At 72.7% G+C, this 13964-nt stretch carries 12 protein-coding genes; 3 read left to right on the top strand and 9 right to left on the bottom strand.

What is annotated here, in order from left to right:
* The first annotated feature begins 40 nt into the window (after positions 1-40).
* The gene (locus tag ACIP5K_RS14500) at positions 41-1519 is read left to right on the top strand and encodes a M1 family metallopeptidase (protein ID WP_401409249.1); all 1479 of its coding nucleotides are present in this window, start codon (positions 41-43) and stop codon (positions 1517-1519) included.
* 64 nt (positions 1520-1583) lie between these two features.
* Here ACIP5K_RS14500 and ACIP5K_RS14495 read toward each other — a convergent pair whose 3' ends face one another.
* The 3 genes from ACIP5K_RS14495 to ACIP5K_RS14485 all read right to left on the bottom strand — a co-directional run bounded on the left by ACIP5K_RS14495 (position 1584) and on the right by ACIP5K_RS14485 (position 4431).
* Positions 1584-2423, bottom strand: coding sequence for an oxygenase MpaB family protein (locus tag ACIP5K_RS14495; protein WP_401409246.1), 840 nt, complete (start codon positions 2421-2423; stop codon positions 1584-1586).
* A 110-nt stretch (positions 2424-2533) separates the two neighbouring features.
* Positions 2534-2818, bottom strand: coding sequence for a hypothetical protein (locus tag ACIP5K_RS14490; RefSeq protein WP_401409244.1), 285 nt, complete (start codon positions 2816-2818; stop codon positions 2534-2536).
* A 137-nt stretch (positions 2819-2955) separates the two neighbouring features.
* Positions 2956-4431 carry an amino acid permease gene (locus tag ACIP5K_RS14485; protein WP_401409241.1) on the bottom strand — a complete coding sequence of 492 codons (1476 nt, stop codon included), beginning with the start codon at positions 4429-4431 and terminating at the stop codon, positions 2956-2958.
* Positions 4432-4721: 290 nt separating this feature from the next.
* Here ACIP5K_RS14485 and ACIP5K_RS14480 point away from each other — a divergent pair, with 290 nt between their 5' ends.
* A complete protein-coding gene (locus ACIP5K_RS14480) occupies positions 4722-5492 on the top strand; it encodes a MerR family transcriptional regulator (protein ID WP_401409238.1) in 771 nt (256 codons plus the stop codon).
* A gap of 63 nt (positions 5493-5555) precedes the next feature.
* Here ACIP5K_RS14480 and ACIP5K_RS14475 read toward each other — a convergent pair whose 3' ends face one another.
* The 5 genes from ACIP5K_RS14475 to ACIP5K_RS14455 all read right to left on the bottom strand — a co-directional run bounded on the left by ACIP5K_RS14475 (position 5556) and on the right by ACIP5K_RS14455 (position 11966).
* Positions 5556-7730, bottom strand: a complete 2175-nt coding sequence (locus ACIP5K_RS14475; protein ID WP_401409235.1) for a 3-hydroxyacyl-CoA dehydrogenase NAD-binding domain-containing protein — start codon at positions 7728-7730, stop codon at positions 5556-5558.
* Between the two features lie 152 nt (positions 7731-7882).
* Positions 7883-9097 (bottom strand): acetyl-CoA C-acetyltransferase, encoded by a 1215-nt coding sequence (locus tag ACIP5K_RS14470; RefSeq protein WP_401409232.1) that lies wholly within the window; start codon positions 9095-9097, stop codon positions 7883-7885.
* A 25-nt stretch (positions 9098-9122) separates the two neighbouring features.
* Positions 9123-10265: an acyl-CoA dehydrogenase family protein gene (locus ACIP5K_RS14465; protein ID WP_401409229.1), complete on the bottom strand. Its 1143-nt coding sequence runs from the start codon at positions 10263-10265 to the stop codon at positions 9123-9125.
* 8 nt (positions 10266-10273) lie between these two features.
* Positions 10274-11425, bottom strand: a complete 1152-nt coding sequence (locus ACIP5K_RS14460) for a CaiB/BaiF CoA transferase family protein (RefSeq protein ID WP_401409227.1) — start codon at positions 11423-11425, stop codon at positions 10274-10276.
* 118 nt (positions 11426-11543) lie between these two features.
* Positions 11544-11966 (bottom strand): MmcQ/YjbR family DNA-binding protein, encoded by a 423-nt coding sequence (locus ACIP5K_RS14455; protein ID WP_401409224.1) that lies wholly within the window; start codon positions 11964-11966, stop codon positions 11544-11546.
* A gap of 101 nt (positions 11967-12067) precedes the next feature.
* On the opposite strand from ACIP5K_RS14455, the gene ACIP5K_RS14450 reads away from it, so the two are divergent.
* A complete protein-coding gene (locus tag ACIP5K_RS14450; RefSeq protein ID WP_401409221.1) occupies positions 12068-13267 on the top strand; it encodes a saccharopine dehydrogenase family protein in 1200 nt (399 codons plus the stop codon).
* Positions 13268-13277: 10 nt separating this feature from the next.
* Here ACIP5K_RS14450 and ACIP5K_RS14445 read toward each other — a convergent pair whose 3' ends face one another.
* Positions 13278-13964, bottom strand: a complete 687-nt coding sequence (locus tag ACIP5K_RS14445) for an endonuclease V (protein ID WP_401409218.1) — start codon at positions 13962-13964, stop codon at positions 13278-13280.

The raw sequence follows: 13964 nt of genomic DNA, 5'->3' as shown, positions 1-13964 counted from the left end.
GGGTCGGTCCCCGGTCTGTTCCTACGACTTGGAGTTTTCCGTGTACCGCAGACTCATCGCTCCCGGCGCGCTCACGGCCGCCCTGCTGCTGGCGATCCCGGCATCGGCGGCCGGTTTCACGCCCGGGGCCTCGGGCATCGGCGATCCCTACTACCCGACGTACGGGAACGGCGGCTACGACGTCTCCCACTACGACCTGCGTCTGAAGTACCAGCCGAAGACGGACCTGTTGGAGGGCACGGCGACCATCGTCGCCGCGTCCACCCAGGACCTGTCGCGCTTCGACCTCGACTTCGGGCTCACCGCGAGCGAGGTCCGGGTGAACGGGAAGAAGGCGGCGTTCGCCAGGTCGGGTGTGCAGGAACTGGAGGTGACGCCCGCGGCCGGGCTCCCGAAGGGCACCCCCTTCACGGTCGTGGTGAAGTACGCGGGCAAGCCGTCCGACGTGAAGCTGTGGGGGTTCACCTCCCCGCAGCGCACGCCGGACGGTGCCGTCTTCGCCAACGAGCCGGAGTCGGCGGCCTGGTGGTTCCCCTCGAACGACCACCCGCTCGACAAGGCCACCTACGACGTGTCGGTGGCCGTCCCCGACGGCACCCAGGCGATCTCCAACGGCACGCTCCAGTCGCAGAGTTCGAAGCTCGGCTGGACCCGCTTCAACTGGCGTTCCAGCCACCCGCAGGCCACCTATCTGACGACGCTGGCCATCGGGAAGTTCGACATCACCACCGACACCACCGCCGACGGGCTGCCCGTCGTCAACGCCTACAGCAAGGACCTCGGCGCCAACGAGGGCGCCGCCAAGGCGAGCGTGGAGCGCACCACCGAGGTCGCCGAGTGGCTGGAGTCGGTGTACGGGAAGTACCCCTTCGAGGCGCTGGGCGGCTACGTCCCGAACGTGCCGTCGTCGTTCGCGCTGGAGACGCAGACGCGGCCGTTCTACTCCCCCAAGCAGTTCGCGAACGGCGCGAACGTGTCCGTCGTCGTGCACGAGCTGGCGCACCAGTGGTACGGCGACAGCGTCTCCGTGCGCGGCTGGAAGGACATCTGGATCAACGAGGGCTTCGCCCGCTACAGCCAGTGGCTGTGGTCGGAGAAGGAGGGCGAGGGCACGGCCCGGGAGCTCTCCGACTACGCGTACGCGCAGCACCCGGCGGACGACGCGTTCTGGACGGTGAAGCCGGGTGACCCCGGCGCCGAGAACCAGTTCGACGCGGCGGTCTACGACCGGGGTGCCATGGCCATCCAGGCGCTGCGGGACGCGGTGGGCGACAAGAAGTTCTTCAAGATCCTGAAGGGCTGGCCGGCGGCGCACGCCTACGGCAACGCCACCGTCTCCGACTTCGTCTCGTACGCCGAGAAGGTGTCCGGCAAGCCGCTGGCCCAGCTGTTCGACACGTGGCTGTTCCAGCCGGAGCGGCCGGCCGCCCCGGCGGCGCTGCGGGCGTCCGGGGCGCCGCAGCAGCCGCGCTCCTGGAAGCCGATCGCGGCGACGAACACGATCCACGACGCGCGCTGATCCGCCGCGCGCCCCGGGTACGGGCCGGGCCCGTGCCCGGGGCGCGCGGGGTCGCGGGGTCCCGTCACGGCCGCCGGGCCGCCGCTCTGGCGCGGCGGGCCGCCGGCAGGTACCGCAGGCGTTCGGGCAGGCGCGGGACGGTCCAGCGGACCAGTACGGCGACCCGGCGCAGCCGGCGCTCCTGCCGCGCGCTCCACGGCAGTCCGATCGCCGCGCGCGCCTCGGGCGGCAGCAGTCCGACCGACAGGAAGCCCAGGGAGCGCGCGAGGACGGGGCCGAGCAGGGGCCACAGCAGCCGCAGCGCCCGGGATCCCGGCGGCGGCGGGAGGGTGCGGCGGGGGTCGGTCAGCTCGGCGACCACGGCGTTCGGCCCGATCTCCCGGGCGAGCGTCCTCGCGTAGTACGGCCAGAACTCCGCGACGGTCGGCGGCATGTCCCGGTCGTGGATGCCGAGGATCCGGCCGACCCGCAGCCACTCCGCGTAGAACCGCTCGTCCTCCTCGGGTGTGAACGGGCGCGCGAAATAGCGCCGGGCCCGCCGGGAGACCGGGAAGCCGGTGGCGTGCACCCAGGCGTAGGGGGCCGGGTCGAGCGCGTGGTAGCGGCGGCCGTGCGCGTCGGTGCCGCGGATGTCGCGGTGCACCCGGCGCAGCCGGCGTCCTTCTTCGGCGGCGGCCTCTCCCCCGTACACCCAGAGCAGCACCGAGGCCAGCGAGCGGGTGCCGCGGCCCCACGGGTCGGTGCGGAACACCGAGTACGCGTCGACGCCGGCGCCGACCGCGGGGTGCGCGACCTGGAGGACGAACGCGGCGGGCAGCGCCAGCAGGGAGCGGATGTCGCCCGCGGTGTCCCAGAGGATCCCGCCCTGCGGGGGCGGCGGCGGGTCGGGGTCGTGCTGTTCCATGCCGCTTCCTGTGCCGGTGCCGGATACGGACGGCACGCGCGGGGCCGGTGGGTCCCGCGGTGCTCATGTCCCAGTATGCGACGTGCCGGCCGGCTCCGGGCGGGCCGGATCTAGGGCTCGCCCCCGTAGCGCTTCGCCAGGTCGGAGGCGAGTTCCGCGACGCAGGTGCACAGGTCGGCGACGGCCGCGCCGTGGGCGGGGTCGGCGCGCGGGGCGTGCGACGGCACGACGGGCGGCCGGTAGGTGGCGAACGGGGGCGGGAGCGGCGCGGTGGGCTGCGGCGTCGCGGGGCGCGGTCGCCGCCGTACGGAGGTGACCACCGCCGTCGCCACCAGGCTCACGAAGAACGCCAGTTGTCCCGCCTTGAGGTGAACGTCCCAGGAAACCGAGGCCATGTCTGTGTCCTACCCGGCCGTCACACCCGGCCAACGCACCCGGCGGGCCGGCCCGGCGGTCCGTCCCGCACGCACGGCGCGGTGGCGCCGCCTCGGGCCTGTGCGCTCCGAGGTGACGCCACCGTGGGGGGGTGGGGCTAGTCGTTCTTCGTCGTGCCGGTCAGCGGCTCGGCGGCCGCCTTGCGGGCGATGTTCCGGCGGGCGCGGAACCAGCCGACGACGAGGAGCACGGCCACGATCGGGATCAGGCTCAGGGTCTTGCGGCCGGTCTCGGCGTCGTTCCACATGAGGCCGAGGACGAGCAGCAGGAAGACGATCGTGACGATCTCGGTCACCGGGGAGCCGGGCAGCCGGAACGCGGGGCGCTCGACGATCCCCTGCTTGGCCCGGCGGACGAACGCCAGGTGGGCGACCATGATCATGACCCAGGTGCCGATGATGCCGATGGAGGAGATCTCGATGACGATCTCGAAGGCGTCGGCGGGCAGCAGGTAGTTCAGGCCGACGCCCAGGACGCCGACGCCGGCCGTCAGCAGGATGCCGCCGTAGGGCACCTGGCTGCGGTTCATCCGGGCGGTGAAGCTCGGGGCGGAGCCCGACATCGCCATGGAGCGCAGGATGCGTCCCGTGGAGTAGAGGCCGGAGTTGAGCGACGACATCGCGGCGGTCAGCACGACCAGGTTGACGATGTCGCCGATGCCGCCGACGCCGAGCTTGCTGAACAGGGTGACGAACGGGCTCTCGCCCGCCTTGTACGTCGACGACGGCAGCAGCAGGGCCAGCACCAGCACCGAGCCGCAGTAGAACAGGCCGACGCGCCACATGATCGAGTTCACCGCGCGCGGCACGATTTTGTGCGGCTCGGCGGTCTCGCCCGCCGCGACGCCGACCAGCTCCAGGGCCGCGTAGGCGAAGACGACGCCCTGCATCACGAGGATCACCGACATGGTGCCGCTGGGCATCCAGCCGCCGTGGTCGGTGATCATGTGCAGGCCCGGTGTCTGGCCGTCGACGGGGTGCTGGGTGGCGATCAGGAAGATGCCCACGAGCAGGAAGGCGACGAGCGTCGCCACCTTGACGATCGAGAACCAGAACTCCATCTCGCCGAAGTACTTCACCGACACGAGGTTGACGGAGAGCACGACCGCGAGGGCGATCAGCGCGAGCACCCACTGCGGAACGCTGGTGAACGCGCTCCAGTACTGGGTGTAGAGCGCGATCGCGGTGATGTCCGCGATGCCCGTCATCGACCAGTTGAGGAAGTACATCCACCCGGCGATGTAGGCGCCCTTCTCGCCGAGGAACTCGCGCGCGTACGACACGAAGGATCCCGAGGAGGGCCGGTAGACGACCATCTCGCCGAGGGCGCGCACGACCAGGTACGCGAAGACTCCGCAGACCAGGTAGGCGAAGACGAGCGCGGGGCCCGCGTCGTGCAGGCGGCCGCCGGCGCCGAGGAAGAGTCCGGTGCCGATCGCGCCGCCGATGGCGATCATGTTGACGTGGCGGCTCTTGAGGGCCTTGCTGTAACCGGCGTCGCCCGCGTCGGCGGGCGTCCGGGGCGCATCCGCGGGGGATGCGTCCACGGCCGTGTTCACGGCGTCCTTGCTCACGTGGGGGTGTCCACTCTGTGGTGCGCGGGGACGTGGGGGTCCCCTGGGTCCGGATCTGCTCCGGCCCGCGACGCACCTGACGGCGCGCGGACCGACTGTGCACCTTCCCCCAAAGATCACCGTGAATGCGGTGGTGGAGATCACATAGCGGTCCTTCTCACATACCGAGAAGGACCCTTGCGCGACCGGTCGTCCAGGCGTAAGGAGCGTGGTCGGCGACTTTCACAACATCGGTGTGTCAGCAATACTGTTGAACCCGATCGGTACCGAGGGTTAGGCGCGAGGCGGACATGGCGACCGACATCGAGAACAGCGGGGCGGGACCGGCCGGTCCGGAGCCCACGCTGACCGTCGACGAGCTGGCGGCGCGGGCCGCCGTCACGGTCCGCACGATCCGCTTCTACAGCACGCGCGGACTGCTCCCGCCGCCGGTGATCGGGCCGCGCCGGGTCGGCCACTACGGACAGGCGCACCTGTCCCGCCTCGGTCTCATCGAGGAGCTCCAGCACCAGGGCATGACCCTGTCCGCGATCGAGCGCTACATGGAGCAGCTGCCGGCGGACCTGAGCGCCGACGACCTGGCCATGCACCGCGCGGTGGTGGCGAGCTGGGCGCCGGACGCGGCGGAGGACATGGCGCGGGAGGAGCTGGAGCGGCGCTGCGGGCGGGCGCTGTCCGGCACGGACGTGGACCGCCTGTCGGCCATGGGCGTGCTCACGTACCTGGAGGAGGCGGACGGGTTCCGGGTGGACGTCGGGCAGTTGCGGCTGGGCGTGCAGCTGCTGGACGTGCCGATCGCGCTGGAGACGCTGCTCGCCGCGCGCACGATCCTGCTGGAGCACACCCGGCAGACGGCGCAGGCGCTGTCCCGGCTGTTCCAGGAGGAGGTGTGGGGGCCGTACCGGGAGCGTGAGGCGGCGCCCGGGGACCCCGGGCACGTGGCGGCGATGCGGTCGCTGTCGGCCCACATGCAGCCGCTGGTGGTGCAGGCGCTGGTGACCGCGTTCCAGCGGTCGCTGCGCGAGGAGCTGCGCGCGGCGTTCCGCAGCGCCGCCGGGTGAGCGGCGGCCGTGCCGGTCCGCCCCGGTCGCGGGGCGGACCGGCACGGCCGGCGGGGGTGCGGCTCAGCGGTCGCTGAACGTCTCGCCCTTCTCCGCCTTCGCCACGAGCAGCGCGGGCGGCAGGAAGCGGTCGCCGTAGCGGTCGGCCAGCTCGCGCGCGCGGGCGACGAATCCGGCGGGGCCGCCCTCGTAGCCGTTGATGTACTGGAGGACGCCGCCGGTCCAGCCGGGGAAGCCGATCCCGAAGATGGAGCCGATGTTGGCGTCGGCGACGGACGTCAGGACGCCCTCCTCCAGCAGCCGGACCGTGTCCAGCGCCTCGGCGAAGAGCATGCGCTCCTGCATGTCCCGGAAGGGGATCTCCGTGCCCGGCCGGGTGAAGTGCTCGCGCAGCCCGGGCCACAGGGCGCCGCGCCTGCCGTCCTCCCCGTACTCGTAGAAGCCCGCGCCGCCGCTGCGGCCGGTGCGGCCGAACTCGTCGACCATGCGGTCGATGACGGCCTCCGCGGGGTGCTCGGTCCAGGTGCCGCCCGCCTCCTCGACGGCCGCCCGGGTCTCCTTACGGATCTTGCGGGGCAGGGTGAGGGTCAGCTCGTCCATCAGGGAGAGCACCTTCGCCGGGTAGCCGGCCTGGCCCGCCGCCTGTTCGACCGACGCGGGCTCGACGCCCTCGCCGACCATCGCGACGCCCTCGTTGATGAAGTGGCCGATGACGCGGGAGGTGAAGAACCCGCGCGAGTCGTTCACGACGATCGGCGTCTTGTTGATCTGCCGGACGAGGTCGAAGGCGCGGGCCAGCGCCTCGTCCCCGGTGCGCTCGCCCCTGATGATCTCGACCAGCGGCATCTTGTCGACCGGCGAGAAGAAGTGCAGGCCGATGAAATCGGTCTGCCGCCGGACGCCTTCGGCGAGGGCGGTGATGGGCAGCGTCGAGGTGTTGGAGCACAGCAGCGCGTCGGGGGCGACGACGTCCTGGATCTCCTGGAACACCTTGTGCTTGAGCGACGGGTCCTCGAAGACGGCCTCGATGACGGTGTCGCAGCCGGCGACGTCCTGCGGGTCGGCGGTGGGGGTGATCCGCGCGAGCAGCGCGTCCGCCTTCTCCCGGGTGGTGCGGCCGCGGGAGACGGCCTTCGCGCAGAGCTTCTCGGAGTACGCCTTGCCCTTCGCGGCGGACTCGGCCGACACGTCCTTGAGGACGACCTCGATGCCCGCGCGGGCGCACGAGTAGGCGATGCCCGCGCCCATCATGCCCGCGCCGAGGACGGCGACCCTGCGGACCGCGCGGGGCTCGATGCCCTGCGGGCGGTTGGCCCCCGAGTTGACCGCCTGGAGGTCGAAGAAGAACGCCTGGATCATGTTCTTCGCGGTCTGGCCGGTGACCAGCTCGGTGAAGTAGCGGGCCTCGATGGTCAGGGCGGTCTCGAAGTCCACCTGGGAGCCCTCGACGGCGGCCGCGAGGATGTTGCGGGGGGCCGGGTAGGGGGCGCCGTTGAGCTGCTTCTTGAGGTTGGCCGGGAACGCGGGCAGGTTCGCGGCGAACTTCGGGTGGGCGGGGGTGCCGCCGGGGATGCGGTAGCCGGGCTCGTCCCAGGGCTGGTGCGACTCGGGGTGGGCGTCGATGAAGGCGCGGGCCTTCTCCAGCATCTCCTCGCGGGTGGCGGCCACTTCGTGGATCAGGCCGTTGTCGAGCGCGCGCCGCGGCGGGTACTGGGTGCCCTGGAGGAGGACCTTGAGGAGGGCGTCGGCGATGCCCATGAGGCGGACGGTGCGGGTGACGCCGCCGCCGGCCGGGAGCAGGCCCAGGGTGACCTCGGGCAGGCCGATCTTCGAGCCCGGCGCGTCCAGGGCGACACGGTGGTGGCTGGCCAGGGCGATCTCGTAGCCGCCGCCCAGGGCCGCGCCGTTGATCGCCGCGACGACCGGCTTGCCGAGGGTCTCGATGCGGCGCAGGGAGTTCTTGATGCCGAGGCCGGTCTCGAAGACGGCCTGAGCGTCCTCGGGGCCGGCCTTCATCATGTCCTTGAGGTCACCGCCCGCGAAGAAGGTCTTCTTGGCGGAGGTGTAGATGATGCCGCGGATGGCGTCCCGCTCGGCCTCGGCGCGGTCGGCGATCGCCGCGATGGAGTCCTTGAACGCCTGGTTCATGGTGTTCGCGGACTGGTGCGGGTCGTCGAGGACGAGGGTGACGATGCCGGTGTCGTCCTGTTCCCAGCGGATGGTGGTGCTGGCGGTCATATGCGTGTCTCCGTGAAGGTGAAGTCAGGTGCGGCGGGTGGGGGCGGGAGGCGAGGTGGGGCGGTGGGTCGGCACCGGCGCCGGGCCCGTGCGGGCCGGTGGCTCGGTCGTCCGCCGGGCGCGGCCGGGGACGGGACGGTGGCCCCGCGGTGCTACACCCGCTCCACGACGGTCGCGATGCCCATGCCACCGCCGACGCACAGGGTGGCCAGCCCGTACCGCAGGTCGCGGCGTTCCAGTTCGTCGACCAGCGTGCCGAGGATCATCGCGCCGGTGGCGCCCAGCGGGTGCCCGAGGGCGATCGCGCCGCCGTTGACGTTCACCTTGTCCAGCGACAGGCCCATGTCCTTGACGAAGCGCAGCACCACCGCGGCGAAGGCCTCGTTGATCTCGACGAGGTCGATGTCGTCGATGGTCAGCCCGGCCTTGGCGAGCGCCTTGCGGGTGGCGGGCGCCGGGCCGGTGAGCATGATGGTCGGCTCGGAGCCGGAGACGGCCACGGAGACGACGCGGGCGCGGGGCGTCAGGTCGTACCGCTCCCCCACCTCGCGCGAGCCGATGGCGACCAGGGACGCCCCGTCGACGATGCCGGAGGAGTTGCCCGCGTGGTGCACGTGGTCGATCTTCTCGACCCAGTGGTACTTCTGGAGGGCGACGGCGTCGAAGCCGCCGAGGTCGCCGATGTCCTTGAAGGACGGCTTCAGCCCGGCCAGCGAGTCGGCGGTGGTGCCGGGGCGCAGGAACTCGTCGTGGTCCAGGACGGTGAGCCCGCTGCGGTCCTTCACCGGTACCACCGAACGCTCGAAGCGGCCGTCCTTCACGGCGGCGGCGGCCCGCTCCTGGGAGAGCGCCGCGTACTCGTCGACGTCCCGGCGGGAGAAGCCCTCGATGGTGGCGATGAGGTCGGCGCCGATGCCCTGCGGCACGAAGCCGGTCTCGAAGTTGGTCATCGGGTCGGCGAACCAGGCGCCGCCGTCGGAGGCCATCGGCACCCGTGACATCGACTCGACGCCGCCGGCGAGGACCAGGTCCTCCCAGCCGGAGCGGACCTTCATCGCGGCCAGGTTGACGGCTTCGAGGCCCGAGGCGCAGAAGCGGTTCTCCTGGACGCCGGCGACGGTGTCGGGCAGGCCGGCGGCGATGGCGGCGACGCGCGCGATGTCGGAACCCTGGTCGCCGACGGGGCCGACGACGCCGAGGACGATGTCGTCGATGGCGGCGGGGTCGAGGCCGGGGAAGCGCGCCTGGATCTCGTGGATCAGGCCGACCACCAGGTCGATCGGCTTGGTCCCGTGCAGGGAGCCGTTGGCCTTGCCCCGGCCACGAGGGGTGCGGATCGCGTCGTAGACGTACGCGTCTGTGGTCACGGAAGTGCCTTTCAACAGGGGGTGTTCAGGACAGCAGCGAGCGGCCGATGATCTCCTTCATGATCTCGGTCGTGCCGCCGTAGATGGTCTGGACGCGTCCGTCGGTGAAGGCCTTCGCGACGCGGTACTCGGTCATGTAGCCGTAGCCGCCGTGGAGCTGGAGGCAGCGGTCGGCGACGCGCTTCTGGAGTTCGGTGGCCCACCACTTGGCCATGGAGGCGTGCACGGCGTCGAGGGTGCCCGCGGCGTGGTCCTCGATGCAGCGGTCGAGGAAGGCCCGGGTGACGGCGCACTCGGTGGCCATCTCGGCGATCTCGAACCGGATGTGCTGGAGCTTGGCGAGCTTGCGCCCGAAGGCCTCGCGCTCCTTGACGTAGGCCGTGGTGATCTCCAGCAGGTGCTCGGCGGCGGCGATGGCGGCGACGGCGATGCCCATGCGCTCCTGCGCCAGGTTCGTCATCAGGTGGATGAACGCGCCGTTCGGCTCGCCGAGCAGATTCTCCTTGGGCACCCGTACGTCGTGGAAGAACAGCTCGGCCGTGTCCTGCGCCTTCTGGCCGATCTTGTCGAGGTTGCGGCCGCGCTCGAAGCCCTCCGCGCCGCGCTCGACGACGAGCAGGGACAGGCCGTGCGCGCCGCCCTCGGGGGTGGTCTTCGCGACGACGATCACGAGGTCGGCGAGGATGCCGTTCGAGATGAAGGTCTTCGAGCCGTTGAGCAGCCAGTGGTCGCCCTTGTCCTCGGCGGTGGTGCGGATGCCCTGGAGGTCGGATCCGGCGCCGGGCTCGGTCATGGCGATCGCGGTGATCAGCGAGCCGTCGCAGAAGCCGGGCAGCCAGCGCCGCTTCTGCTCGTCGGTGCCGAGGGAGGTGAGGTACGGGCCGATGATGTCGTTGTGCAGGCCGACGGCGAGCCCGGCCGCGCCGGCCCGGGTGAACTCCTCGGCCAGCACCGCGCTGTAGCGGAAGTCGGGGTCGCCGCCGCCCCCGTACTCCTCGGGGACGGCGAGTCCGAGCAGGCCCTGGCGGCCGGCGGCGAGCCAGGCCTCCCGCGCGACGATGCCGTCCTTCTCCCACTGCTCGTAGTGCGGGGTCACCTCCTTGGCGAGGAAGGTGCGCACGGTCTCGCGGAACGCCTCGTGCTCGGCGCTGAACAGGCGTCGTTCCATGCTCGCGATCAACTGCCTTTCTTCGGGGGGTCGGTGGGTCCGTCGCCGGTCAGGGCGGGTACGTCCCAGTCGCGGGCCACGTCCGCGGTGTCGGCGCCGGGCCGGGCGGGCGGGCGCCGGACCGCGGTGGGTGTGCGCGTGAAGCGGGGGGCGGGGGCGGGCTGGGTGATGCCGCCGTGCTCGACGAAGGTGCCGCGGGCGGCCAGATGCGGGTGCCCGGGTGCCTCGCGCAGCGACAGGACGGGGGCGACACAGGCGTCCGAGCCCTCGAAGACGGCCGTCCACTCCTGCCGCGTGCGCTCCTTGAAGCGCGCGGCGACGGCCTCGCGCAGCTCGCCCCAGCGGGCCAGGTCCGAGCGGGCGGGGGCGGTGTCGGCGAGGCCGAGGAGGTCGCTGAACTCGTCGTAGAACTGCTGTTCAAGGGCGCCGACCGCCATGTACTGGCCGTCGGCCGTCTCGTACGTGCCGTAGAAGGGGCAGCCGCCGTCCAGCAGGTTGGCGCCGCGCCGGTCCTGCCAGCCGCCCGCAGCGAGCATGCCGTGGATCATCGAGGCGAGGTGGGCGGTGCCGTCGACGATGGCGGCGTCGACGACCTGGCCGGTGCCGGTGGCGCGGGCGTGGTGGAGGGCCGCGAGGATGCCGACGACGAGGTAGAGGGAGCCGCCCGCGTAGTCCCCCACGAGGTTCACCGGGACGGTCGGCGGCTCGTCGGGCCTGCCGATCATGCCGAGGGTGCCGGTCGGGGCGATGTAGGCGATGTCGTGCCCGGCGCGCTGGGCCAGGGGGCCGTCCTGGCCCCAGCCGGTCATGCGTCCGTAGACCAGCTTCGGGTTCCGGGCGTGGCAGTCGGCGGGGCCGACGCCGAGGCGCTCGGCGACACCCGGCCGGTAGCCCTCGATCAGCACGTCCGCGCGGTCGACGAGTCCGAGCACGCGCGCGGTCCCGCCCTCGGCCTTCAGGTCGACGAGCACCGAGCGCTTGTTGCGGTTGGTGACATCGAACTCGGGGGCGATGCCGAGGCTGCTGCCGCCCGGCCGGTCGACCCGGACGACGTCGGCGCCGAGGTCGGCGAGCAGCATCGCGGCGAACGGTCCGGGACCGATCCCGGCCAGCTCGACCACCCGCACCCCGGCGAGCGGCCCGCTGTGCTCCTCGTGCATCCCCGCGCCTGTCCCTGCCATCCGGCCACGCCCCCAGCCCGTCTGTGACACAACTGATGTAACACCAACGATGCTATGAACGCGGACGGGTCAGCACAACCCCCTGAAGAGCAAGCGCTTAGCCAATTTCGGGTGGCGCTCCGGCGGCGCGGTCCGCGTCGAGCTCGGCCAGGCGGCGCTTGGGCGCGATCGCCCGGTAGCTCTCCTCGACCCAGTCGCAGAGCAGCCCCGTGTCCGGTACGCCCTTCTCCTCCAGCGGGATCCGCACCCAGCCCGACCGGCCGAGCCCGTACCGGGCGGGCGCGGCGCCGGGGGCGGTGAGCGCGTGGGCGTGCGTCTCCTCGTCCGTGAGCTTGACCGTCATGCCCATCGGGTGGCTGCCGTCGGTGACGCCCAGGAAGGCGAACACCTTCTGGTGCACCTTCAGGGCCGACTCGCCCCAGGGGAACTCCTCGGTGGCGCCCGGCAGTCCGAGGGCGAACTCCCGCACCCGCTCCCAGGTGCGCAGGGTCTTGCGCGACGGTGTGCTCCGCTCGGCCACGGCGGCCTCCGGTGATCGGGAGGGCCCCGGGCAGGGCCCGCTTCCTCCTCACGCTAGCCTCAGCCACCGACAACGGCGCGGGACGCACGATGAGGGGTGTCATGAACGAGTCTGACAAGCCCGGCGGCACGGACAGGGCGTACGACGTGGTGCTCTTCGGGGCGACGGGGTTCGTGGGCGTGCTCACGGCCGAGTACCTCGCCGCCCACGCCCCGGAGGGACTGCGCTGGGCGATCGCGGGCCGGGACACCGCCAAGCTGGAGCGGCTGCGCGAGCGGCTCACCGGGATCGACCCCGAGTGCGCGGTGCTGCCGCTGGTGCGCGCGGACGTCGCCGATCCGGCGAGCCTGCGCGAACTGGCCGCCCGCGCGCGTGTGGTGGCCTCCACCGTCGGGCCGTACCTGGAGTACGGGGAGGGGATCGTCGCCGCGTGCGCCGACGCGGGCACGGACTACGTGGACCTGACGGGCGAGCCGGAGTTCGTCGACCTGATGTACGTGCGGCACGACGCCCGCGCGCGTGAGACGGGCGCCCGCCTGGTGCACGCCTGCGGTTTCGACTCGGTGCCGCACGACCTGGGCGCCTACTTCACCGTGCGGCAGCTCCCTGAGGGGGTGCCGCTGCGGGTCGACGGTTTCGTGCGGTCGAACGCGCGGTTCTCGGGCGGCACGTTCGCGTCCGCGCTCAACCAGTTCGCGCGCGGGCGGCAGATGATCGCGGCCCAGCGCGACCGGCGGCGCCACCAGCCGCGCCTGGTGGGCAGGACGGCGTACGCGCCGACGTCCGCGCCGCGCTACGCCAAGGAGGTCGGGGCGTGGGCGCTGCCGCTGCCGACGATCGACCCGCAGGTGGTGCAGCGCTCCGCGCGCGCCCTGGAGCGCTACGGCCCGGACTTCCGCTACCGGCACTACGCGGCGGTGCGGTCGCTGCCGGTCGCGGTCGGCGGGGTCGCCGCCGCGGGCGCGCTGTTCGCGGCGGCGCAGGTGGCGCCCGCGCGGCGCTGGCTGGGCGGGCGGCTGGTCCCCGGGGACGGCCCCGACGCGGAGCGCCGGGCCAAGAGCTGGTTCTCGGTGCGGTTCGTGGGCGAGGGCGGCGGACGGCGGGTGTTCACGGAGGTGTCCGGAGGGGACCCCGGCTACGGGGAGACCGCGAAGATGCTGGCCGAGTCGGCGCTGTGCCTGGCGCAGGACGATCTGCCCGACACCGCGGGGCAGGTCACCACGGCGGTGGCGATGGGGGACGCGCTGACCGGGCGGCTGCGAAGCGCCGGGATCACCTTCCGGGTGGCGGCCGAGCGCTGAACCCGCGCCGCTACAGGGCCGCCAGCGCGTCCCGGCACAGGCGGTCCGCGCGCCGGGTCGTCTCCGGCTGGCGGTAGGCGGGGGTGAGGGACAGGGTGTGCGCGCACGCGGTGTCCAGGGACACGCGGTGGCCCACCGAGACGTACACCGGCTTGACGCCGGTGCGGGTGCGCAGGGCGCGGCCGACCTCCTCGGCGCCGTCGAGGAGCGGGGCCGCGCTCCCCCGCTCCGGCCGCAACTCGCCCTCCGTGAAGACGAACGGGTTCTTGGCGACCCCCATCGTGGGGAGCCCGGTGAGCACGCCCAGATGGCTGGCGAGGCCGAAGCGGCGCGGGTGCGCGAGGCCGTAGCCGTCGCAGACCACCAGGCCGGGGTCGGTGCGCAGCGCCGCCAGGGCGTCGAGGACCGCGGGGAGTTCCCGGAACGCCAACAGGCCCGGGACGTAGGGGAAGGCGACCCGTCCGACAGCGGTCGCCTCCTCGACGACGTCGAGCGTGACCGGGTCCAGGACCACCGCGGCGGCGGCGACGAGGTCGCGCGCGTCGTCGTAGGCGACGTCGATCCCGGTGACCGGGCCCGCGCCGGGCGGCGGACCCGTCTCGTCGAGGACGACGCGGTCGCGCAACGCGTCCTGCACCGCCCGTGCCGCCGCCTCGTCGGCCGGCCAGCCCGCCGGAATCCCGGTGATCGTCCCCAT

This window comes from Streptomyces sp. NPDC088785, from assembly GCF_044750685.1.
Lineage (GTDB): Bacteria > Actinomycetota > Actinomycetes > Streptomycetales > Streptomycetaceae > Streptomyces.
This window is presented reverse-complemented; position numbering and strand designations above follow the sequence as displayed.

What these genes read in the sequence shown, in the direction of transcription:
- ACIP5K_RS14495 (WP_401409246.1), bottom strand. Translation starts at nt 2,423, where the DNA reads ATGGAACAGCACGACCCCGACCCGCCGCCGCCCCCGCAGGGCGGGATC.
- ACIP5K_RS14490 (WP_401409244.1), bottom strand. Translation starts at nt 2,818, where the DNA reads ATGGCCTCGGTTTCCTGGGACGTTCACCTCAAGGCGGGACAACTGGCG.
- ACIP5K_RS14480 (WP_401409238.1), top strand. Translation starts at nt 4,722, where the DNA reads ATGGCGACCGACATCGAGAACAGCGGGGCGGGACCGGCCGGTCCGGAG.
- ACIP5K_RS14475 (WP_401409235.1), bottom strand. Translation starts at nt 7,730, where the DNA reads ATGACCGCCAGCACCACCATCCGCTGGGAACAGGACGACACCGGCATC.
- ACIP5K_RS14465 (WP_401409229.1), bottom strand. Translation starts at nt 10,265, where the DNA reads ATGGAACGACGCCTGTTCAGCGCCGAGCACGAGGCGTTCCGCGAGACC.
- ACIP5K_RS14460 (WP_401409227.1), bottom strand. Translation starts at nt 11,425, where the DNA reads ATGCACGAGGAGCACAGCGGGCCGCTCGCCGGGGTGCGGGTGGTCGAG.
- ACIP5K_RS14450 (WP_401409221.1), top strand. Translation starts at nt 12,068, where the DNA reads ATGAACGAGTCTGACAAGCCCGGCGGCACGGACAGGGCGTACGACGTG.
- ACIP5K_RS14445 (WP_401409218.1), bottom strand. Translation starts at nt 13,964, where the DNA reads ATGGGGACGATCACCGGGATTCCGGCGGGCTGGCCGGCCGACGAGGCG.